The 22,152-nt window shown below is 64.8% G+C and carries 19 protein-coding genes, 1 other RNA gene and 1 pseudogene; 7 read left to right on the top strand and 14 right to left on the bottom strand.

The window, feature by feature from the left end:
- Positions 1-39 precede the first annotated feature (39 nt).
- The gene (locus DW355_RS15180) at positions 40-654 is read left to right on the top strand and encodes a hypothetical protein (RefSeq protein WP_131281303.1); all 615 of its coding nucleotides are present in this window, start codon (positions 40-42) and stop codon (positions 652-654) included.
- A gap of 13 nt (positions 655-667) precedes the next feature.
- The gene (locus tag DW355_RS15175) at positions 668-1,021 is read left to right on the top strand and encodes a hypothetical protein (RefSeq protein ID WP_131281301.1); all 354 of its coding nucleotides are present in this window, start codon (positions 668-670) and stop codon (positions 1,019-1,021) included.
- A gap of 62 nt (positions 1,022-1,083) precedes the next feature.
- On the opposite strand, the gene rfaE1 is transcribed toward DW355_RS15175, so the two are convergent.
- The 10 genes and pseudogenes from rfaE1 to gyrA form a co-directional block, all read right to left on the bottom strand.
- Positions 1,084-2,016, bottom strand: coding sequence for a D-glycero-beta-D-manno-heptose-7-phosphate kinase (rfaE1, locus tag DW355_RS15170; protein ID WP_131281299.1), 933 nt, complete (start codon positions 2,014-2,016; stop codon positions 1,084-1,086).
- A gap of 67 nt (positions 2,017-2,083) precedes the next feature.
- Positions 2,084-3,352 carry a lipopolysaccharide assembly protein LapB gene (locus DW355_RS15165; protein ID WP_131281297.1) on the bottom strand — a complete coding sequence of 423 codons (1,269 nt, stop codon included), beginning with the start codon at positions 3,350-3,352 and terminating at the stop codon, positions 2,084-2,086.
- Between the two features lie 36 nt (positions 3,353-3,388).
- On the bottom strand, positions 3,389-3,718 hold the full coding sequence (locus DW355_RS15160) for a LapA family protein (RefSeq protein WP_131281295.1): 330 nt from the start codon (positions 3,716-3,718) through the stop codon (positions 3,389-3,391).
- Between the two features lie 66 nt (positions 3,719-3,784).
- On the bottom strand, positions 3,785-4,093 hold the full coding sequence (locus tag DW355_RS15155) for an integration host factor subunit beta (protein ID WP_131281293.1): 309 nt from the start codon (positions 4,091-4,093) through the stop codon (positions 3,785-3,787).
- Positions 4,094-4,212: 119 nt separating this feature from the next.
- Complete coding sequence (gene rpsA, locus DW355_RS15150; RefSeq protein WP_131281291.1) at positions 4,213-5,892, bottom strand: 30S ribosomal protein S1; 1,680 nt, start codon at positions 5,890-5,892, stop codon at positions 4,213-4,215.
- 205 nt (positions 5,893-6,097) lie between these two features.
- Positions 6,098-8,268: pseudogene (locus DW355_RS18420) on the bottom strand (bifunctional 3-phosphoshikimate 1-carboxyvinyltransferase/cytidylate kinase).
- A gap of 1 nt (position 8,269) precedes the next feature.
- A complete protein-coding gene (locus tag DW355_RS15140; RefSeq protein ID WP_131281290.1) occupies positions 8,270-9,232 on the bottom strand; it encodes a prephenate dehydrogenase in 963 nt (320 codons plus the stop codon).
- Positions 9,233-9,240: 8 nt separating this feature from the next.
- Positions 9,241-10,347, bottom strand: a complete 1,107-nt coding sequence (gene pheA, locus DW355_RS15135) for a prephenate dehydratase (RefSeq protein ID WP_131281288.1) — start codon at positions 10,345-10,347, stop codon at positions 9,241-9,243.
- Between the two features lie 16 nt (positions 10,348-10,363).
- Positions 10,364-11,482 carry a 3-phosphoserine/phosphohydroxythreonine transaminase gene (gene serC, locus DW355_RS15130; protein WP_131281286.1) on the bottom strand — a complete coding sequence of 373 codons (1,119 nt, stop codon included), beginning with the start codon at positions 11,480-11,482 and terminating at the stop codon, positions 10,364-10,366.
- Positions 11,479-14,151: a DNA gyrase subunit A gene (gyrA, locus tag DW355_RS15125; protein ID WP_131281284.1), complete on the bottom strand. Its 2,673-nt coding sequence runs from the start codon at positions 14,149-14,151 to the stop codon at positions 11,479-11,481. The genes serC and gyrA overlap by 4 nt, the downstream gene beginning before the upstream one ends.
- A 316-nt stretch (positions 14,152-14,467) precedes the next feature.
- Between gyrA and DW355_RS15120 the strand changes: the two genes are divergently transcribed.
- From DW355_RS15120 to ssrA, 4 genes are all read left to right on the top strand, one after another.
- The gene (locus DW355_RS15120; protein ID WP_131281282.1) at positions 14,468-15,091 is read left to right on the top strand and encodes an OmpA family protein; all 624 of its coding nucleotides are present in this window, start codon (positions 14,468-14,470) and stop codon (positions 15,089-15,091) included.
- A 113-nt stretch (positions 15,092-15,204) separates the two neighbouring features.
- Positions 15,205-15,948 carry a bifunctional 2-polyprenyl-6-hydroxyphenol methylase/3-demethylubiquinol 3-O-methyltransferase UbiG gene (gene ubiG / locus DW355_RS15115; RefSeq protein WP_131281280.1) on the top strand — a complete coding sequence of 248 codons (744 nt, stop codon included), beginning with the start codon at positions 15,205-15,207 and terminating at the stop codon, positions 15,946-15,948.
- On the top strand, positions 15,945-16,631 hold the full coding sequence (locus tag DW355_RS15110; protein ID WP_131281278.1) for an HAD-IA family hydrolase: 687 nt from the start codon (positions 15,945-15,947) through the stop codon (positions 16,629-16,631). Before ubiG ends, DW355_RS15110 begins: the two co-directional genes overlap by 4 nt.
- Before the next feature lie 33 nt (positions 16,632-16,664).
- Positions 16,665-17,041: a transfer-messenger RNA gene (ssrA, locus tag DW355_RS15105) on the top strand.
- A 141-nt stretch (positions 17,042-17,182) separates the two neighbouring features.
- On the opposite strand, the gene DW355_RS15100 is transcribed toward ssrA, so the two are convergent.
- From DW355_RS15100 to DW355_RS18180, 4 genes are all read right to left on the bottom strand, one after another.
- Positions 17,183-17,983: an amino acid ABC transporter permease gene (locus DW355_RS15100; RefSeq protein ID WP_131281276.1), complete on the bottom strand. Its 801-nt coding sequence runs from the start codon at positions 17,981-17,983 to the stop codon at positions 17,183-17,185.
- Positions 17,980-18,642, bottom strand: coding sequence for an amino acid ABC transporter permease (locus tag DW355_RS15095; protein ID WP_131281274.1), 663 nt, complete (start codon positions 18,640-18,642; stop codon positions 17,980-17,982). Before DW355_RS15095 ends, DW355_RS15100 begins: the two co-directional genes overlap by 4 nt.
- A gap of 3 nt (positions 18,643-18,645) precedes the next feature.
- Positions 18,646-19,548: a glutamate ABC transporter substrate-binding protein gene (locus DW355_RS15090; RefSeq protein ID WP_131281272.1), complete on the bottom strand. Its 903-nt coding sequence runs from the start codon at positions 19,546-19,548 to the stop codon at positions 18,646-18,648.
- A gap of 73 nt (positions 19,549-19,621) precedes the next feature.
- The gene (locus DW355_RS18180; RefSeq protein WP_242671205.1) at positions 19,622-20,440 is read right to left on the bottom strand and encodes a LexA family transcriptional regulator; all 819 of its coding nucleotides are present in this window, start codon (positions 20,438-20,440) and stop codon (positions 19,622-19,624) included.
- Positions 20,441-20,985: 545 nt separating this feature from the next.
- On the opposite strand from DW355_RS18180, the gene DW355_RS15080 reads away from it, so the two are divergent.
- The gene (locus DW355_RS15080) at positions 20,986-22,149 is read left to right on the top strand and encodes a methyl-accepting chemotaxis protein (protein ID WP_131281270.1); all 1,164 of its coding nucleotides are present in this window, start codon (positions 20,986-20,988) and stop codon (positions 22,147-22,149) included.
- The last annotated feature ends 3 nt before the right edge of the window (positions 22,150-22,152 follow it).

The raw sequence follows: 22,152 nt of genomic DNA, 5'->3' as shown, positions 1-22,152 counted from the left end.
GATGGGCTGTTCATCCGCAACGACCTATCAGAAAAACGCATGGAGATATTCCTCGCCCTCGTGCTCGCGCCCATCCTGGGCTTCCAGTTCCTCAAGGTGAAAGACCAGCGTCGGCGCATCCTGTTGCTGGCGCGGTTTCTGAACCAGCATCAGATCGAAAAGCTCATGCAGACCGTGACGGAGGGCTATCTGCGCGCGCTCGACGCCAACGAACCGGTCCGCCGCGAGCAGATCTGGGCCAGTCTGCAGGGCGCCGAACAGGACTTGAGCCGCCAGTTCAAACGTTTCGCCGAAGACTTCGCCAAGGTCTGGAATGACCAGACCCTGGTCAGCACCCTGGATTGGTCCTTCCCCTACGCGGACAAGCTCTTGCCGCGGCGGACATTCGACATGCGCGCCCTGCTGGCCATGCACGCCGAAGGCATCGGCGCGGTGGCGGACAACCGCGGCCAGCGTTCGCCGCGCGACAAGGCCTACACCCTGATGGCGGAGTTGCTGCTGATGCAACACAGCTGCCACTGGTTCTGCCGGTCGCGCGCGGTGGCCGATGCGCGCATGGTCACGCGCCACCAGACCCGGCATGCCCAGTTGCTGGAGGCGGTGTCGCCCGCCACCCGCGCCGGTTACCTGCAGGTGACCGGCATCCACGCTTGAAAGGAGGCATGGCATGAGGAAATGGTTCATCTCATCAACGCGGCTCGGTACAGGTTTCTTGGGAACCGCCGGCGCATTTGCACTCGCCGCCTGTGCCTTGTCGGCCTGCAGCGCCCTGAACTCACGCGAGCATGAAGACATCCGTCTGGCGACGGAGGTGGAGGTCTTCACTTGCCAGAATCTGGGCAGCACATCGGTGACCGTGTGGGCCGGCGTCGGGCCCGTGGCCCGGGTCCCCGAGGCCGTGGAAGAGAACCTGCTGATCGAGGCCCGGCGTCAGGCTTTCCGCATGGGTGGCAATGCGCTGGTCCGCGGCGCCTCGGCCGAATTCGGCCAGCGCGCCTACGGGGTGTATCGCTGCCCTTGAGGGGCCAGGCTGGACCGCGCGGGCAACGCGGTCATTTTTGAGTTCGGGCGCCTTGGGGCAGGTCAGTCACCGAACAATTCGCCGTAGCTTGCGGTGGCCGTGCCGAACTTGCCGACGACGATGCCACCGGCCTTGTTGACCCAGGGCAGGGCGGTGCGCAGCGGCAAGCCCGCGCCGACCAGGGCGGCGAGCGTCGCGATCACTGTGTCGCCTGCGCCGGTCACGTCGTACACGTCGCGCGCCTGCGTCGCCACGCTGCTCTCGCCCTCGGCGTCGTACAGCGTCATGCCTTCCTCGCTGCGCGTGAGCAGCAGGGCGGTCAACTGGAGTTTCTCGCGCAGGGCATGGGCCTTGGCACGCAGCTCCTGTTCGTCGCGCCAGGCCCCAACCACCTGGCGCAGCTCATCGCGGTTGGGGGTGATGACGGTCGCGCCGACATAGTACGAATAATCCGAGCCTTTGGGGTCGACCAAGACCGGCGTGCCGGCGGCACGCGCGTGCTCGATCATGTGGTGCACGTGCTCCAGTCCACCCTTGCCGTAGTCGGAAAACAGCACGGCATCGTGCTTCGGAAGCAACTGCAGAAACCTGGCCGTCTGCGAGGCCAGAACTTCACCGGGCGGACTGCTCTCGAAATCGAGGCGGATCAGTTGCTGCTGGCGACCAATGACCCGCAGCTTGACCGTGGTCTGCAGCGCGGGAGCGCGACCCAGGTGCGACTGGATGCCGCTTTGCGCGACCAGATTTTCCAGGGTGTGGCTCGCTTCGTCGTCCCCCACCACGGTGATCAGCGACGCTTGGGCCCCCAGCGCCACCACGTTGGCCGCGACATTGGCCGCGCCCCCCATGCGCAGTTCCTCGCGCGTCACGCGCACCACCGGCACGGGGGCCTCGGGGCTGATGCGGTCGACCGCGCCGTACCAGTACCGGTCGACCATCGCGTCGCCAACCACCAGCACGCGGGATTGAGAAAGTTGTTCCTTCGTGATTTGCATGGGGGTTTGTCTGCGATGCAGTGGCACGCCCGTGCTCAGCGCGCGGATGACCAGCTTGGGTGGGAACTCACAACTCTTCCACCCGACGTGCCGGGTAGCTGTCCCAGGACTGGCAGCCCGGGCATTGCCAGAAATGTTGCTTGGCCTCGAAGCCGCAGGCGGCGCAGCGGTAGCGCAGCAGGGGTTGGGCCGCGCGGTCCAGCGCGCGCTGCACCAAGGGGTGCTGGTCCTCGTGTTCCAGCTTTTCGCCGGCCAGCCACTTGCTGGCCGCGGCCAGTGACGGCTCGTGCCGCAGGTGATGCAGGTACCAGGCGCGCAGGTCCTTCGACGAGGGGGCGCCCGCTTGCGTGGGGTCTGGCACCGGCGCGTGCAACGAGATCAAGGCTTCCAGCAGGTCCAGCGAGGGGGCTTGTTCATAGAGTGCCTGCAGGCGTGCCTGAACGGAGGTCTCCTTGCCGCAGGCTTGAGCGGCCTTGACCAGGGGCGCGGCGATCAGTGGCGCGGCGGCGGGGCTGGTGTCCAGCGCGGCACTCAGTGTCTCGCAGGCTTGCCGCGCGGCGTCAACGCGCGCGGTTTCGGTCTCTGCAGCCTGGCCTCGCTGCATTTGCAGCCGAGCGAGCTCGATGCGCGGGCGCGGCGCCTGAGGCGCGGTCTGGATGGCACGGCGCAGCAGATCCTGCGCGCCTTCCACGTCACGGGACGCAAGGCGTTCGGCGGCCTGCTCGCAGAGATAGTGCGCCAGACGCGGCGCGAAGCTGCCGGCGAGCTGCATGCCGGAACCCGATCCAGCGGTCTTGTCCTGGACGCCATCGAGGGAACGGGCGATGGCGGCGGCCTGTGGCCAATCGCGCGCGCGCTCATAGTTGGCCAGCCGCGCCAGACGGGCCTGGGTCTGGAAGGGCGTGCCCTCGAGCTTGAGCAGGGCGTTCTCGGCATGGTCGAGCAGACCCGCCTTGAGGTAGTCGAGCGCGAGTGCATGCTGGGCGCGCTGGTGCTCGGTTTCGCTCAGGTCGCCGCGTGACAGCAGGTGCTGGTGCACGCGCACCGCGCGTTCGTAGTCACCCCGGCGGCGGAACAGATTGCCGAGTGCGAAATGCAGTTCAGAGGTGTCGGGGTCGTTCTGCACGGCCTCGATGAAGGCGTCGATCGCCTGGTCCTGCTGTTCGTTGAGCAGGAAGTTCAGTCCTCGGAAGTAGGCCCGGGGGTTGCGGCGGTCTTCAAGGCGCAACTGGCGCCAATCCAGGCGCGAGGCCAGCCAGCCCAGGGCGAAGGCCGCGGGCAAGGCCATCAGACCAAAGGTCAGCCAGCTGGGTAACCAGCTCAGTTCAGGATTCATGGGTGGGGAAGGTCCGGCGGGCGGGAATGAAGGGCGTCATCCGACGGGGTGGTCGTGCGGAAACGGTTTGGACGGAGTGAACTGCGTGCTCATGCCGAGCTTGCTTTCACTTTCGGATTCAAGCTGGCGGCGTGCCTTGCGCGCCGCGTGGCGTTGGCCGAGCCAGCGCGGCAGCATCACCAGAATGCCCAGTGCCAAGCCGAGCGCGAAGGCGGCCAGCACCACGAACACCAGCGGGGTGTTCCATTGGTAGTCAAAGAAGAAATTCAGCGTGACCCGTGCCTGGTTGTTGAGTGCAAACACCAGCAGGGCGAAAAAAATGGCCGCCCGAAGCATCCACTTGAGCAGCCAGACCAATTTGTTCATCGTGCGACCCCTGTTGTCCACCCTTGTTCGTCGCAGGTGGGAGGCCCGATTTTAAGCGCGCGCCGTTCAGTCCGGATGTTCGCTGTCCCTCGCCTCGCTGGCGTCCACGGCCTCGCGCAGGGCCTTGCCCGGCTTGAAATGGGGAACACGCTTCTCGGGGATGGCGACGCTTTCGCCACTGCGCGGGTTGCGACCCATGCGCGGTGGACGACGGTTGATGGAAAAGCTGCCGAAGCCGCGAATTTCAATGCGGCGCCCACGCACCAAGGCGTCATTCATCGCGTCCAGGATGGCCTTGACGGCCGATTCGGCGTCGCGGTGCGTGAGCTGCCCGAAACGGGCCGCCAGCGCTTCAACCAGATCGGAGCGGGTCATGACGTGACGTGCGCGTGGGTCGCTGCGGGACCTCGCCGCCACGACCCCGTCGACGTGGAGGACCCGTGAAGGTCCTGCGTCGGCGGAGCCGCATGCGCGGTTAGGTCAGTCCGCCATCATCAGCCGTTGTTGCCGTCGAGCTTGGCCTTCAGCAGCGCGCCCAGGCTGGTCGTGCCGGCGTTGCCCGAGTTTTGGTTCAGGTTCGCCATGGCGCCTTGCTCGTCGGCCAAGTCCTTGGCGCGGATCGAGAGCTGGATGTTGCGGGTCTTGCGGTCCACGTTCGTGACCACGGCCGTGACTTCGTCGCCTTCCTTCAGCACGTTGCGCGCGTCTTCCACGCGGTCGCGGCTGATTTCGGAGGCACGCAGGTAACCGATCACGTCCTCGCCCAGATCGATCTCGGCGCCGCGGGCATCCACCGTCTTGACCTTGCCGGTCACGGTCGCGCCCTTGTCGTTGATCGAGGTGAAGGTGGCGAAGGGGTCACCGTCCAGCTGCTTGATGCCCAGGCTGATGCGCTCGCGGTCCACGTCGATGGCCAGCACGATGGCGTCCACTTCCTGGCCCTTCTTGTAGTTGCGCACGGCAGCTTCGCCCGGCTCGTTCCAGGACAGGTCGGACAGGTGCACCAGGCCGTCGATGCCGGCGGCCAGGCCGACGAACACGCCGAAGTCGGTGATGGACTTGACGGGGCCCTTGACGCGGTCGCCGCGCTTGGTGTTCTGCGCGAATTCCTGCCAGGGGTTGGCCTTGCACTGCTTCATGCCCAGGGAGATGCGGCGCTTGTCTTCGTCGATCTCCAGCACCATCACTTCCACTTCGTCACCCAGGGAGACGAGCTTGGACGGGGCCACGTTCTTGTTGGTCCAATCCATTTCGGAGACGTGCACCAGGCCTTCGATGCCGGGTTCCAGTTCCACGAACGCGCCGTAGTCGGCGATGTTCGTGACCTTGCCGAACAGGCGCGTGCTTTGCGGGTAGCGACGCGAGACGCCCAGCCAGGGATCGTCGCCCATTTGCTTCAGACCCAGGGAGACACGGTTCTTCTCGGTGTCGAACTTGAGGATCTTGGCCATGATTTCCTGGCCAGCCTGCACCACCTCGCTGGGGTGGCGCACGCGGCGCCAGGCCATGTCGGTGATGTGCAGCAGGCCGTCGATACCGCCGAGGTCCACGAACGCACCGTATTCGGTGATGTTCTTGACCACGCCGTTGACGATGGCGCCTTCCTTGAGATTCTGCATCAGCTTGGCGCGCTCTTCGCCCATGGAGGCTTCCACCACGGCGCGGCGGCTCAGCACCACGTTGTTGCGCTTGCGGTCCAGCTTGATGACCTTGAATTCCAGGGTCTTGTTCTCGTAGGGCGTCAGGTCCTTGGTCGGACGGGTGTCCACCAGGGAACCGGGCAGGAAGGCGCGGATGCCGTTGACCAACACGGTCAGGCCGCCCTTGACCTTGCCACTGGTGGTGCCGGTCACGAATTCGCCGGATTCCAGGGCCTTTTCCAGGCTCATCCAGGAAGCCAGGCGCTTGGCCTTGTCGCGCGACAGGATGGTGTCGCCGTAGCCGTTTTCGATGGCGTCGACGGCCACGGACACGAAGTCACCCACTTGGACTTCGAGCTCGCCCTGGTCGTTCTTGAATTCCTCGACGGGCACGAAGGCTTCGGACTTGAGGCCAGCGTTCACCACGACGTGGTTGTGGTCGATGCGCACGACCTCGGCCGTGATGACCTCGCCCGCTTTCATTTCTGAGCGCTTGAGGGATTCTTCGAACAGGGCGGCAAAAGATTCAGACATTGAAGTTCCTTGTCCGTCTAAGCGTCCACGGGCCGCGCTTGCGATGCGGCAGGTGGCGTGACATCGGCACCATTGCCGATGGAGGCTAGCTTTCGACGGTGGTTGTTTGCGGATGTTCCGCGGTAAGAGTGAATGAACCCATCAATCGGTGCGCTGCTGCGCGAGAAGGACCGATGGGACCAGTCAACCGTTCAAGTTGCGCGACTCAAGCAGCCTCGAACGGTTGTATGTCTTGCCACCAAGTCAACACCTGATCCACCGAGGCGTCGATGGAAAGGCTGGAGTTGTCCAGGAGCAGGGCATCTTCGGCGGGCTTCAAGGGCGCCACGTTGCGGTTCATGTCCCGCGCGTCACGCGCCTCAAGGTCAGCCCGAAGGACGTCGATTCTAGCCGGAATTCCCTTGGAAATCAATTGCTTATGCCGGCGCTCGGCGCGCTGGGCGGCGCTGGCAGTCAGGAAGACCTTGAGCGGCGCCGCCGGGAAGATCACGGTGCCCATGTCGCGCCCGTCCGCCACCAGGCCGGGCAGGCGGGCGAAGCTGTGTTGCAGGGCGACCAAGGCCGTGCGCACGGCAGGCAGGGCGGAGACCTTGGAGGCGTTCATGCCGCCTTCCTCGCTGCGGATCGCGTCGCTCACGTCCACGCCGTCCAGAAGTACCCGGTCGCCCTCGAAGCGCACGGGCAGGTGCCGCGCGAGTTCGGCAATGGCCGCCTCGTTGGCCGGGTCGATGTCCAGTCCGGCCTGCCGGGCGGCCAGGGCGGTCACGCGGTAGAGTGCCCCGGAGTCCAGGAGGTGGTAACCCAGTCGCTTCGCCAGCCGCGCGGCCAGCGTGCCCTTGCCCGAGGCCGTGGGGCCGTCCACGCAGAGCACGGGCACGGTGCCAGCCACCGGGGTGGTGATCGAGAACAGGGTCTCGAAATAGTCCGGGAAGGTCTTGGCCACGCACTGCGGGTCCAGGATGCGCACCGGCAGGTGGGCCGGGTTGAAGGTCGCCAGCGAGAAGCACATGGCGATTCGGTGGTCGTCGTAGGTGTGAATGGTGGCGGCACTCCATGCCCCCACGCTGGTCGCTGCGCGTACTGCGCTGCCCCCCGAGGGGGCCGTGCCTTGCTTGGGACGGCCCTGCGCGGCGGCAGCCATCGTTCCAGGGGGCGTGACGCGGATGTAGTCCGGGCCTTCCTCCACCGTGGCGCCCAGCTTGCGCAATTCCGCCGCCATGGCGGCGATCCGGTCGGTCTCCTTGACGCGCCAGCTGGCGATGTTGCGCAGGGTGGTCGGGCCACCGGCCGGGTCGGTGAACAGGGCCATCACCGCCAGCGTCATGGCGGCGTCGGGGATGTGATTGCAATCCAGGTCAATGGCCTTCAGGGGGCCATGGCCGCGCGAGACCTCGAGCCAGTTGGGGCCACTCCAGATCTGCGCGCCCATGCGGCGCGCAGCCTCGACGAAGCGGATGTCGCCCTGGATCGAGTCTTCGCCCACCCCTCGATGCGCACCGGCGTGGCCGTGTCGGCCGCCAGGGCGCCCAGTGCGATGAAGTAGCTGGCCGAGGAGGCATCGGCCTCGACGTGCAGGGTGCCTGGGGAGCGATAGCGGCTGCCGGCCGGGATGGTGAAACGTCGCCAGCCTTCGCGTTCCACCTGAATTCCGTAGCGTGCCAGCAGGTTCAGCGTGATCTCGATGTAGGGCTTGCTGATCAGTTCACCGACGACTTCGATGGTGACGTCGCGTCCGGTCGTCGGGTCGCCCCAAGAGGGGACAACCGCCTCGGGGGGCTGCGAGGACAGACCAGTGCCGAGCGTGGGGGGGCGATGCATGGTGACCAGCGGCAGGGCCATCAGCAGGGCGGTGAGGAACTGGCTGGACACATCGCCGCGCACCTGGATGGGGGCGTCGAGTTTCAGCGCCGGTCGACCCACATGGAGCGGCGGGTAGCCCTCCTGGCCCAGGTAGTCGATGGCGCAGCCCAGTGGGCGCAGCGCGTCCACGAGGTCGCGGATGGGGCGCTCGTGCATGCGGGCCACGCCCGAGAGCTCGAAATCACCCCCTGCGATCGCGAGCACGGCGGTCAGGGGACGCATGGCCGTGCCCGCGTTGCCCATGAAGAATTTCAGCGGCGTTTGAGGCAAACGTCCCGCGATGCCGTCGATGACCACGGTGCTGCCACTCTGCGTCACCCCGCAACCGAGCTGGCGCAGGGCGGCCAGCATCACGCGGGTGTCGTCGGAGTCCAGCACGTCGTGCAGCGTGGTCCGCCCCTCGCAGAGGGCCGAAAGCAGCAACACCCGGTTGGAAATGCTCTTGGAGCCGGGCAGGCGCACCCTGCCCTGGGCTTGGTTCAGCGGGGGAAGGTCGAGAAAAGGCGTGGTGTACATCTCAGTCCGTGTCCTGCTGGCCATTCATGCGCGCGCGCTCGGCGCTGGCCCGGGCGATGCGCGCTTCCAGCGCGGCGGCCTGCTGGTGTTCGATCAGCGCGTCGAAGGCGCGCAGGGCATTCTGCAGCTGCCGCGACTGCGCCAGCACCTGCGTGCGATTGGCCAGCAGGATGTCGCGCCAGACCCTGGGGTCGCTGGCCGCGATGCGGGTGCTGTCGCGAAAACCGCTGCCCGCCAGATCCAGCCATTCCGGGCCCAGGGTCTGACCCGCCACGCTGTCCATCAGCGCGAAGGCCAGCAGATGCGGCAAATGGCTGACGGCGGCGAAAGCCGCGTCATGGGCCTCGGCGCTCATGTGCCGCACCTCGCAGCCCAGTGCCCGCCAGAGCCGGGCCGCCTGTGCCAGTTGACCGGTCTGGGTCTCCTGCATGGGCGTGAGGATGACCTGCCGTCCCCGGAACAGCGTCGCTTCCGCGTGCGCGACGCCGGCCTTTTCCTTGCCGGCGATGGGGTGGGCCGGCACGAAGTTGCCGATGCGTTCGCCCAGCGCGGGCCGTGCCGCCGCGATGACGTCGCCCTTGGTGGAGCCCGCGTCCATCAGCAGGGCACGCGGTTGAATGTAGGGGGCGATGCCACGCAGCACTTCTTCGGTGGCGGACACGGGCACGGCCAGGAAAATCAGATCGGCACCGGCCACGTCCTGGCCGGTGCTGTCGTCATGCCAGGCGCCGACCGTGTGGGCGGCCGTGGGCGCGGCGCGATCAATCACGCCACGCGCCAGCGCCTCCTGCACGGACTCGGGGTGCGTGTCATAGCCAACCACGTGGCGCACGAGGCCGGCTTGCTTGAGCGCCAGCGCGAAGCAGCCGCCGATCAGGCCGCAGCCGATCAGGCCCAATTGGTCAAAAAGGGGTGCGGTCTGCTGCGGTGTGCTGGTGCTGTCCGCCAAGGCGTGAAAGTCCATGCCGCGCCTCACTCCGAAACCGGGTAGGCGCCCAGCACCTTGTAGAAGGCGCACAGGGCCTGCAGCTCCTTCAAGGCCGCGGCCACCTGCGGTTCGGATGGGTGGCCTTGCAGGTCAATGTAGAAGTAATACTCCCAGGCCGAGACGGGACTGCCGGAGCGCGCGGGGCGGGATTCGAAGCGCGTCATCGACACGCCATGCCTCTTCAGCGGTGTCAGCAGGTCGTGAACGGCGCCTGGACGGTTGGGCACGGACAAGACCAGGCTCACGCAGTCGCGTCCTCCTTGGGGGCCGCTGGGCGTGGGCATGGCCAGGGTGGACGGCAGGCAGAGGATGGCGAAACGCGTGCGATTGCCGGCTTCGTCCTGGATGGCCGGTGCCACGACGTGCAGGCCGAACTCACTGGCCGCGCGTTCGCTGGCGATGCCGGCCCAGGTCGGGTGGGTGCTGGCCAGGCGCGCGCCCTCGGCATTGCTGCTGGCGGCGTGACGCTCGGCGTTCGGCAGGTGGGTGTTGAGCCACTGCTGGCACTGGGCCAGGGCCTGGGGATGGGCGTAGACGGCGGTGATGCCTTCCAGCGAGGGCGTGCTGCGCAGCAGGTTGTGGCGTACCAGCAGGCTGGTCTCGCCCACCACGTGGGCGGGGGAATTCAGCAGCAGGTCCAGCGAGCGCGACACCACGCCTTCGGTGGAGTTCTCCATGGGCGCGACGCCGTAATCGGCCCGGCCCGCCGCGGTGGCCTGGAAGACCTCGTCGATGCTGGCGCAGGGCACGCGTTCCACGCTGGCCCCGAAGAACTGCAGCGCGGCCTGCTCGCTGAAGGTGCCGGCCGGACCGAGATAGGCCACGCGCAGGCGCGCTTCCAGCGCGCGGCAGGCCGACATGACCTCGCGCCAGATGTGCGCGATGCCCTCGGGCTTGAGCGGGCCGGGGTTGCGCTGCTGGAGGCTGGCGATCACCTGGGCTTCGCGCTCGGGGCGGAAGACCGGCGAACCGTCGATCTTCTTGACTTCGCCCACCTCATGCGCGAGCGCCGCGCGACGGTTCATCAGGGCCAGCAATTCCTGGTCTACCGCGTCGATCGCGGTACGGAGTTCGGCGAGGGATCGGGCCATGGCGTCTCGGATGATTTCAGGCTTGAGTTTTTTCGAAGTCGCGCATGTAGTCCACCAGCGCCTGCACGCCCGCGAGGGGCATGGCGTTGTAGATGGAGGCGCGCATGCCGCCCACCGATTTGTGGCCCTTGAGCTGCAGCAGCCCGGCGGCCTTCGCGCCTTCCAGAAAGGCCGCGTTGCGCGCTTCGTCGCGCAGGAAGAAGGGCACGTTCATGCGCGAGCGGTTGCCCTTGGCAACCTTGTTCAGGTAGAGCTGCGAGCCGTCGATGAAGTCGTACAGCAGCTGGGCCTTGGCGATGTTGCGTGCCTCGATCGTCTCAATGCCGCCTTGTTTCTTGAGCCACTGGAACACCAGTCCTGCAATGTAGATCGCGTAGGTGGGCGGTGTGTTGAACATGGAGTTGTTCTCAGCCACGGTCTGGTAGTTGAAGGCGCTGGGGCAGACGGGCAGGGCACGACCCAGCAGGTCTTCGCGCACGACGACCAGGGTCAGCCCGGCCAGCCCCAGGTTTTTCTGCGCGCCGCCATAGGCCAGGCCGACGCGCGACCAGTCCACCGGTCGCGAGGCCGCATGCGAGGAAAAATCGATCACCAGGGGCGCGTCCGAGCCCAGGGCCTTGAGGTCGGGCAACTGGTGGCATTCCACGCCGTGGATGGTTTCGTTCGAGCAGAGGTGGACGTAGCTCGCGTTCTGGCTGAGTTGCCAACTGGCCGGGTCCGGAATGCGGGTGAACCCGTCGGCCTCGCCGCTCGCGGCGATGCGGGCCTCGCCGTAGCGGCGGGCTTCCTTGGCGGATTTCTGGCTCCAACTGCCGGTGAGCACGTAGTCCATCACCTGATCCGGTTTCCGCGCGGACAGGTTGAGCGGCACGATGGCGTTTTCCGCCAGCCCGCCGCCTTGCATGAAGAGGATGCGGAAGTTCGAGGGGATGGCCAGCAGCTCGCGCAGGTCGGCCAGCGCCTGGTTGTGGATGCTGTCGAATTCCTTGCCGCGGTGGCTCATCTCCATCACGCTCATGCCGCTGCCCTTCCAGTCCAGCATCTCGGCGGCGGCCTGGCTCAGCACCTCGGCGGGAATGGTCGCCGGCCCGGCGGAGAAGTTGTAGGGGCGGGATGGCAGGACGCGCGCGTTCATGCCTCGCCGCCTTCCTCACTCTCGTTGCCGTTCGCATCGCCATGGATCTCTCCATTGGCGTCGTTCTCGACGATGCGTTGCAGGCCGCTGAGCTGGGTGCCGTCGTCCAGCGCGATCAGGGTCACCCCCTGCGTGGCGCGGCCCATTTCCCGGATCTCGGCCACGCGGGTGCGCACCAGCACGCCCTTGTCGGTGATCAACATGATCTCGTCGTCGGCATGCACCAGGGTGGCCGCCACGACCTTGCCATTGCGCTCGCTCTGCTGGATCGCGATCATGCCCTTGGTGCCGCGGCCGTGACGAGTGTATTCAGCGATCGGCGTGCGCTTGCCATAGCCGTTTTCGGTGGCGGTCAACACGCTGGTGCGCGCCACCTCGCCATTGACGTCGTTCTGGGTTTCATCCTGGGCGACCAGCATGGCGATGACACTCTGGCCTTCGTCCAGCATCATGCCGCGCACGCCACGCGCGTTGCGACCCATGGGGCGCACGTCGTTCTCGTCGAAGCGCACGGCCTTGCCGCCGTCGGAGAACAGCATCACGTCATGCCGGCCGTCGGTCAGCGCCGCGCCGATCAGGTAGTCCCCCGCGTCCAGGTCGACGGCGATGATGCCGGCCTTGCGCGGGTTGTTGAACTCGTCCAGCGTGGTCTTCTTCACCGTGCCCATGCTGGTGGCCATGAACACATAGTGGTCGGACGGGAAGCTGCTGAACTCGCCGGTCAGCGGCAGCACGACGGTGATCTTCTCGCCTTCGGCCAGCGGGAACATGTTGACGATGGGCCGGCCGCGCGAGGTGCGCGAACCCTCGGGCACTTCCCAGACCTTGAGCCAGTAGAGGCGGCCGCGGTTGGAGAAGCACAGGATGTAGTTGTGCGTGTTGGCGATGAAGAGCTGGTCGATCCAGTCGTCTTCCTTGGTCTGGGTGGCCTGCTTGCCACGTCCGCCGCGTTTCTGGGCCCGGTATTCGGACAAGGGCTGACTCTTGATGTAGCCTGCGTGGGAGAGCGTGACCACCTTGTCCTCGGGGGCGATCAGGTCCTCGGTGGCCAAGTCCTGGGCATTGTGCTCGACCACGCTGCGGCGCGCGCCCAGCTTGGTCTGGCCGAACTCCTGCTTGATGGCCGTGAGCTCCTCGCTCACGATGGTGGCCACCCGCTCGGGCCTGGCCAGGATGTCCAGCAGATTCTCGATCTCGGCCATCACGTCCTTGTACTCAGTGACGATCTTGTCCTGTTCCAGCCCGGTCAGGCGCTGCAGGCGCATCTGCAGGATTTCCTGGGCCTGAGTCTCGGACAGTCGGTACAGGCCATCGTTCTGCATGCCGAATTCGCGTTCCAGCCCCTCGGGACGGTAGTCGTCGGCGTTGACCACGCCACCATCGGAACGACTGCGGGTGAGCATTTCGCGCACCAGCTTGCTGTCCCAGGCGCGGGTCATCAGCTCGGCCTTGGCCACCGGTGGCGTGGGCGACTCGCGGATGATGCGGATGAACTCGTCGATGTTGGCCAGGGCCACGGCCAGACCTTCGAGCACGTGGCCGCGATCGCGGGCCTTGCGCAGCTCGAACACCGTGCGGCGCGTGACGACTTCGCGGCGGTGGTCCAGGAAGACCACGATCAAGTCCTTCAAGTTGCACAACTTGGGCTGGCCGCCCACCAGGGCCACCATGTTCATGCCGAAGGTGTCCTGCAACTGGGTCTGCTTGTAGAGGTTGTTCAACACCACCTCGGGCAGCTCGCCGCGCTTGAGCTCGATGACCACGCGCATGCCGGACTTGTCGCTCTCGTCCTGGATGTGGCTGATGCCTTCGATCTTCTTCTCGTGCACCAGCTCGGCGATGCGCTCCAGCAGAGTCTTCTTATTGACCTGGTAGGGGAGCTCGTCAACGATGATGGACTGACGCTGGCCTTTGTCGATGTCTTCGAAATGGCATCTGGCCCGCATGACGACCCGGCCCCGGCCCGTGCGGTAGCCGTCCTTGACGCCCTGCATCCCGTAGATGATGCCGGCGGTGGGGAAGTCTGGCGCGGGGATGATTTCCATCAATTCGTCAATCGACGCGCTGGGGTTCTTCAGCACGTGCAGGCAGGCGTCCACCACCTCGTTGAGGTTGTGCGGCGGGATGTTGGTCGCCATGCCCACGGCGATGCCGCCCGAGCCGTTGACCAGCAGATTGGGCACGCGCGTGGGCAGCACCAGCGGTTCTTTTTCCGAGCCGTCGTAGTTGGGCCCGAAGTCCACTGTTTCCTTGTCGATGTCCGCCAGTGCTTCATGCGCGATCTTGGCCAGGCGGATCTCGGTGTAACGCATGGCGGCGGCCGGGTCGCCGTCCACCGAGCCGAAATTACCCTGGCCGTCCACCAGCATGTGGCGCATGGAAAAGTCCTGTGCCATGCGCACGATGGTGTCGTACACCGACTGGTCGCCGTGCGGGTGGTACTTGCCGATCACGTCGCCCACGATGCGCGCCGATTTTTTGTAAGGGCGGTTCCAGTCGTTGTTCAACTCGTGCATGGCGAACAGCACGCGGCGGTGCACCGGCTTGAAGCCATCACGTGCATCCGGCAGGGCCCGTCCGATGATGACGCTCATGGCGTAGTCGAGGTAGCTGCGGCGCATCTCCTCTTCCAGGCTGATGGGCAGGGTTTCCTTGGCGAATTCGGTCATGGGCTGGAACGAGGTGCTCTTTGGGATGCGATGGGCCGCGCGGGCGCGGAAAAAAACAAGCCGTGCGAAGGCAATCCGCCATTTTAGTTCGGCTCAGGTGCGTGGCCACCGCCAGCGCGCCGCCGCAGTGCGCTGCCCTGGGCTTTGCAGGGTAAGGCGGCTTGATTCGGTCAGACGCCTGGCGTGTACCGCGTGACAATTGGGTTCACGGTTGGGCGAGGTTTTTTCAGCGCTCTGGCAGAATCGGGCGATTCCGTCCTCCTGACGCCTATCCAGCCTTTTTCTGGGTCAGGGGAGAACCTTCAAAGAGGATTCCATGAAAAAAATCAGTGAGGCCAACGTGCGCGCCCATTTCGGTCGTTTCTCCCCCATCTCCCGCATCTCCCATGTGCTCGCGGTGATCTCCGCGGCTGTCGTGCTGGCGGGTTGCGCGGCTTCGGTCCAGGCACCGGCGCCCCAGGCCGAAACCGCGCCGGCTCCCCAGAGTGTCGCGCCCGCGCCGGCCCCGGCCCCGGCCCCGGCAGCAGCTGCTCCGCAACCCAAGCCCGAGACCAAACCGCAACCTGAAATCGTGCTGACGTCCCCCCTGGGGCCCAAGCAGGTCGAGACGGCGACCGTGTACTTTGATTTCGACAAGTCGGAACTGAAGCCCGCCAGCATCGCCACGCTGGATGCCTTGGCCGCCAAGGCCAAGGGCAAGACCGTGGAGGCCACGATCGTGGTCGGCCATACGGACTCGATCGGTACGCCGGGCTACAACCTGAAGCTGTCGGTGCGGCGCGCCGAGGCGGTCAAGGCTCACCTGACGTCCAAGGGGATCGACCCGGCCAGCGTTTTCACCGAGGGCAAAGGTCTGAGCGCGCCCGCGCGCTCGAATGACACCGAGGAAGGTCGCGCCGTGAACCGGCGCGCGGACGTCGAGCTGGTCATCGTCCAGTGAGCGTGGCCTGCCCTGGGGCAGGTACCGCAGCGCAGGGGCTGTCTATGACAGCCCTTTTTCTTGTCAGGTTTGCTTTGGGACGGTCGCCTTGCCTGCCGCGATAATCCCGTTCCATGAGTGCAACCCGAGTCAATGCCGACCCCGCCGAACTGGCGAAATTTTCCGATCTGGCCCATCGCTGGTGGGATCCGCAGAGCGAGTTCCGCCCCCTGCACGAAATCAACCCTCTGCGCTTGAACTGGTTGTCCGGCCTGGTGAGCGATGGCGCGGCCAAGGGACTGGGCGGCAAGACGGTGCTGGACGTGGGTTGTGGCGGCGGCATACTGTCCGACAGCATGGCGCGGGCCGGTGCCCAGGTGACGGGCATCGACCTGTCCACCAAGGCGCTCAAGGTCGCGCAGTTGCACGCGCTGGAACAACCGGTGCAAGGCGGGAGCGTGAATTACCGCGAGATCAGCGCCGAGGCCCTGGCCGCCGAGGCGCCCGCCAGCTTCGACGTGGTGACCTGCATGGAGATGCTGGAGCATGTGCCTGATCCAGCCTCCGTCGTGCGCGCCTGCGCGACGATGGTCAAGCCGGGCGGCTGGGTGTTCTTCTCCACCATCAACCGCAACCCTAAGGCCTTCCTGTTCGCCATCGTCGGCGCCGAATATGTGCTGAACTTGCTGCCGCGGGGCACGCATGAATACGCCAAGTTCATACGCCCCAGCGAATTGGCCCATGACGTGCGCCAGGCCGGCCTGGAACTCCGGGCCACGCGCGGGATGGGCTACAACCCGCTGACGCGTCGTTATGCCTTGAACGACGACACCAGCGTCAACTATCTCCTCGCGACCCGCAAGGTGGTGCCGGTATGAAAGGTTTCGGCGCCGATGGCGAGGAGATCCAGGCGGTGCTGTTCGATCTGGACGGCACGTTGATCGATAGCGCGCCCGACCTGGGCGGTGCCGCCAACCTGATGCGCGCGGCACGCGGCCTGCCGGACTTGCCACTGGCGCAGTACCGACCCATGGCCGGCGCGGGCGCGCGCGGCATGATCGGCGTGGCCTTCGCGGAACAGGGCTACACCCCCGAGCACCCGGAGTTTCCTGCCCTGCGCGCCGAGTTTCTCGACAACTATGAGCGTTGCATGCGTGAGCGCACCGTGGTCTTCGACGGCGTGCCCGATTTGGTGGCGTCGCTGGGGCAGCGCGGCCTGGCCTGGGGCGTGGTGACGAACAAGATCGAGCGCTTCACGCTGCCCTTGACGGCGGGCATGCCGCTCTTCGCCAGCGCGCGGGCTATTGTCAGCGGCGACACCACGCCGCATCCCAAGCCGCATCCCGCCCCCTTGCTGGAGGCGGCGCGTCGCTTGGGCCTGGCACCGCAGCGCTGTGTCTACGTGGGTGATGACGAACGCGACATCGTCGCCGGCCGGGCAGCTGGCATGCGCACGGTGGCGGCCATCTACGGCTATCTGGGTGCCAAAAATGAGGCCGTGGCCTGGGGCGCGGACGCCGCGATCGAGGCGCCGCAAGAACTTCTGGCCTGGCTCGCTTGAAATCGCGCGATCGGGCCTAAAATGTGAACCTCAGGGGCTGCACTGGTTTCGACGTGGGTTCGGACGCGTGGCAGGGCATGTCGAGCTGAATGTGCTCGTAAAACAGATTCAAACAAACTAACTGCAAACGACGAACGTTTCGCACTCGCTGCTTAATTGCACGTGAGCCTCACAACAGCAAGCCGATAGGCTGGGCAAGGGTGGCGCAAGCTGTCCAGGCTGTGGGGTAACTTCATTCGGCTGGGCCTGCCTTGGGTAACTTAGGGCAGGCCGAGAAAATAGGTTGCTGGCGTCTTGCATAGCGTGCCACTGCGCGGTGCAAGAAGCGAGACTTAAATCAGATGGCTACACATGTAGAACTGTACGAAGAAGGCTTGCGGACGGGGGTTCAAATCCCCCCAGCTCCACCATATATCGATCAAAGCCATCCAGCTGGACTCAGCTGGATGGCTTTTTTTTGGGGGGTGTCAGAGCCCCCTTCGTTTCCCCGCCGTTGAATCCACCGGCATCGCCAAGCTGCGTCACAGGTCAAGTGAGCGGCTTCGTAGGGGTCAATGCATGGATCGGCCGAGTCGTTGGCTCGCCCGTGATATGGCGTGGTTCACCAGGCAGTACAACACCGCCACGACGAGGTACACGGGCACCAGCGCGTTGTAGTTGGCGATGAGTACCTTGGCGTTCTGCATCAGCTCACCGTAGGTAACGACATAGCCGAAGGTTGTGTCCTTGACCACGATGACCAATTGCGCGACCAATGCCGGGACGATGTAACGCAGGGCCTGGGGAAAGACGACGTGGAAGAAGACCTGGGCCTCAGTCAGCCCCAGGCTACGCGCAGCGGCAGTCTGGCCGCGGGGAACGGCGAGCACGCCAGCGCGGTAGACCTCGGCCACCATCGCGGCGGTGCTGAGTCCGACGGGCAGCGTCAACATCCAGTAGGTGCTCAGCTTGATCCCGACTGACGGAAGAACCAGAAAACACACGTAGATGAGCAGCAGCGTCGGGACGCCACGCAGCAACTCGATGGCCACGACGCTGGGCCAGCGCGCGAGCCGCAGCCGAGACATGCGGCCCACGAGCAGCACGAGTCCGAAGACCAGCGCGATGACGGCGGCCATCGCCGCCGATGCCAGCGTGCCGAGGAGGCCCTTGGCGAGGAAGGTCCAGGTGGTCGTCCAAGCGAAGAATTCCCAGAGCCCCGCGTCGAACTGGCCTGCGGCATGGAACCTGAACGCGATACCGATGGCCAGCGCGAGCAACAGGGCGGCGACGGCCCAGTTCGTGGCTCGGGTGATGGCCTGGGCATTGGGGGTCGGATCGCCAAACAGCAGGTTGTCCAGTGAGCGGTTCATCGCAGGATCCGCACCTTCTTTTCCAGGGTGGCGCCAGCCCAGGCGATCAGCAACCCCGAAGCCACATACATCGCAGCAGCCACCGCGAACGCGGACATGCCGGCGGCCGAGTCATTGGCGATCTTGGCCACGAGCGCGGTGAGCTCCCGGCCCGGAAACGGCACTTGCGACGCCAGCGAGGTTGATAGCATCAGCGCAATGAGCAACGAGGTCATCGGTTGCACCACCGCGCGCAGCGCCTGTGGCAATACCACGACGGAAATGATGGCCATTGGACGCATGCCGAGGCTGAGGCCCGCCTCGACTTGGCCACCATCGACGGTGTTGATGCCCGCGCGCAGGTAGTCTGCCGTGAACGCGGAACAAACCAGGGTCAAGGTCAGGAGCACGCTGGGCTCATAGTCGATCAGCGCGTCCAGATCGGGCAGCGCGTACACAATGAAGATCAGCAGCGCAACGCTGGGGATGTTGCGAAAGATCTCGACGTAGGCGGTCAAAACAAAGCGCAGTGGACGCAGCGGGAAAAGTCTGGCCACCGCCACGACCACGCCGAGCGAAAAACCGGCCGCGAACGAGATCGCGGTGAGCTTCCATGTGAGCACGAGGGCTTGCGCAAAGGCCGATCCGTAGCCTGCCCATAGCTGGAAGACACTGCCCATGGCTTAAGGGAGTGGAGGCGGCGCCGGAATGTTCGTGCTGCCGGTGCGCTGTCCGATGGTCACGGTCCATAGCCTGGCCCAGGTGCCGTCGGCTTCAATCTTCTTCAGGAAGGCATTGATGAATGTCACTCCGTCCGAGCCCTTGGGCAGACCGACGCCGTAGAGATCCTGTGCTCCAAAGGGGGCGCCCGCGAGTTTTGCGTCGCCAGTCCCGAGACTCAAGGCGGTGAGCAGCAGCGTGTGGTCGGTGACGTAGGCCTGCACACGTCCCTGGCGCAGCGCGTCGAGGGCTTCCTGATGTGTCTGGAACTCTTGCACGGACGCCTTGGGTGCGAATTGCGCCAGGATCGCAGGCCCCGTGGAGCCGGCCTGGGTGGCGGTTTTCTTGCCCGCAAGATCGTTGTAGGACTGGATGGTCTGGTTGTTCGACTTGACCAGCACACCGGCCTGTGACGTGTAGTAAGGCCCCGCGAACGAGACTTTCTCGGCGCGGGATGGGGTGATGGAGTAGGTGGCCAACACCATGTCTACCTGGTTGTTGATCAGCACCTGCTCACGCGTCGACGAGGTCACCTGGGTGAACTGGTACTTTGCCCCATTGCCAAGGATGTAGCGAGTGATGAGTTGGGCCAGACCTGCGTCGAAGCCGCGGATCTTGCCGTCCTTCTCGTTCAGCAGGGAGAAAAGTGTCGAGGTTTGCGTGCCACCAAGGCGCAGCGTGCCCGCCTGCTTGATCTTACTGGCCCACGTGCTCGCCGCGACGGTCGCGGCGTCCGCGACGGGACCCTGAGCGATCAGTGCGTCAAACGCCTGCGCATTGATCGGCGTGCCTTGCGCGAAAAGGGGCGTGCCAGCCACGACAGCCAGCGTGACCACGGCGGTTTTCAGGACGGATTGGATTGACATGCCTTCCTCTGAGACGGTGTGTGTAGCCAAGGAATATAAAGCAGGTCCTATTGCCAAGGTCGCCCGGATTGATTCAGACCTGCTCGCTCTTCCAGATCGTCAGGATCTTGCCGAATACTTGGAAGTCCATCTTGGCCGTGATGTCGAAGGGCTCGTAATCCGGGTTGTAGGACTTGGCGCGGTAGATGGTGCCGCGCTCGCTGGGGATGCGCTGCAACTGCTTGATGTAGCCGCTGTCGCCGATGCGGAAGAAGTAGACACCGTCCACGTCCATGGAGGTGATGCCTTTGTCCATGAGCAGAGGGTCCCCCGGGTTGAAGCGTGGGCGCATGGACGGACCGAAGCCGGTGACGATGCACAGGTTCTGCACGCTCGTGTAGTGCCGGACGTTCATGCGCAGCCATTCCAGGTCGACGCGCCAGCTCTTGATCGTGCCCATTTGCTTGCCTTCGAGCACTAGGCTGCCCTGGCTGATCCGGCTGCCGGTCTCGTACTGGGGGATGGAGAGCTCGTCAGGATGCGATGCGGATGGCGGCAGCGCCTGCTTCGCCAGCATTGCATACATGGATGCCGCGTGTACTTCGTCTTCTGACAAGCCCAGGCCGTGCAGCGACCCAAGCTCAACAGGAGAAATGCGTGCCAAGCCCGTGGCCAGGCGAGGGCTGAAATCGGCGATTTGACAACCCAGCTCCTTGGCGAATGCCGCGGCCGAGGTGAAGTTCAGGGGGCTGCGACCGTTGAGGTAATGGCCGACGTTCGATTGGTTGCCCAGTCCGTAGACCTCCCCAAACTCCGCCTGGGTCCTGTGCGGTCGGCTGTTCCAGATGGCCTTGAGGCGCTCGGCCTCAGCCTTGAGTTCCGGGGACATTCTGGCGCGTTTCGGATCGTTCATCGCTGCCGATTATTAGTGCCGCTGCGGCTCCAACAAACTATCGCAGCTATTGACTATTGACCTTAATGAGTAGCGCAACTACTATCTAGACGTGCACATTTTGAAAACCATCCGACCCAGGTTAAGAACTGCTCAACTTGGTCATGCTCGGAGGGTTGAGGATGTGGATGGGCTGCCGCATTGCGGCTTGCCGGTCGAGAGTGGGCCGTTGAGATGAGCGATCTTGGATCGATCACGTCCACCCCCTCATGGGGGGTTGGCGAATCAAGGCTCTATTAATTCCATCCTTGGCCGATAGAAGTTACAAATCCGCAGCTTGTGGGCTGATGGCGTTAACGACGGAGCGTTCGGCGTAGCGGGTCATCTTTGCGGAAGGCGCCGCTTCGGTGGCGATATGGCCTCTTCGTGTGAGGGCAGCGACGCTCGCACAGGAATCCAGTCGCCGCCCCGAGTAACTGTATGTGAGTTTATTGCAACAGTTGTACGGCGGTGTGAGAAACGCGGTGGTGCGATTGGCAGGTGTTCTGAGCTAAGGGAGAAAAAGATTGAGCAGTTGGCTTACACGCAATGGACTCACGCATGCATCGGCTGCACTGACTGTCGTGGCGGCCGCATGTGTGCTGTATTTTTCCGCTCTCAGCATGGCGGGTGTGACCTGCGCAATTCTTCTGCTCGGACTCGCTGCGTGGAGTGTCCGTCGGCAGCAGCGACAGGCCAAGGCGCTTCAGCATTCCATCCGCGAACATCTGGAGAGCTTGCAACAACTGGGCGCTCAGGTCATGCCTGTCTGGAGCGGGCAGATCGAAACCTCGCGCAGTCAGATGGAGATAGCCATCGCCAGCTTGTCGATGCGCTTCGCCAGCATTGTCGAGCGCTTGAACCGGGCCACCGAAATGTCCGAGCTCTCTGGGGATGCCAATGCCGGCCTGATGGGCGTGTTCGCCAGCAGCAAGCAGGAACTCGATACGGTGGTGGTCTCGCTCAAGTCAGCCACGGGCAGCAAGTCCACGATGTTGACTCGCATCAAGGAACTCGAGAAGTTCACCGAAGAGCTAGATTCCATGGCGGCGGATGTCGCGCGTATCGCGCAGCAGACCAATCTGTTGGCTTTGAATGCGGCGATCGAGGCCGCGCGCGCCGGCGAACAAGGGCGCAGCTTTTCCGTGGTGGCGCAGGAGGTCCGGACCTTGTCCAAGTTGTCCGGCGAAACCGGCAAGAACATGGCATTGAAGGTCGCCGTGATTGGTGAAACTATCCGCAGCGTGTGCAAATCGGTCGAGCAGTCTCTCGCCGAAGAGGCGCAGTCCACCCAAGCCTGCGAAGTCACCATCAGCGCCGTGCTGGACAAGTTTCGCGAGGCCACGGGCGCCTTGCTGGAGGCCTCGAACGTCAACAGGGAAAACCGCAACTACCTGCATGGCGAGATCGGCGAGGCTTTGGTACATCTCCAGTTCCAGGACCGCATCAGCCAGATCATGACCCATGTGCGCAGCAACATCGACCGCACTCCCTTGCTATTGAACAGCCAACGAGAGAGCTTTGATCGCGACCAGAACTTGACCCCGATCAATGCCGCAGGCTTGCTGGCCGAGCTAGAAAGCACATATGCCATGGCGGAAGAGCGCGCCGTTCATACGGGACAGGCACAGATCGCGGACAACAGCGGGTCGCCCAAGCCGCAATCGACCGGTGAAATCACTTTCTTTTGATCG

Source organism: Hylemonella gracilis (genome assembly GCF_004328645.1).
GTDB lineage: Bacteria > Pseudomonadota > Gammaproteobacteria > Burkholderiales > Burkholderiaceae_C > Hylemonella > Hylemonella gracilis_B.
Note: the sequence above shows the minus strand (reverse complement) of the source record. Positions and strands in the feature narration are given on the sequence as shown.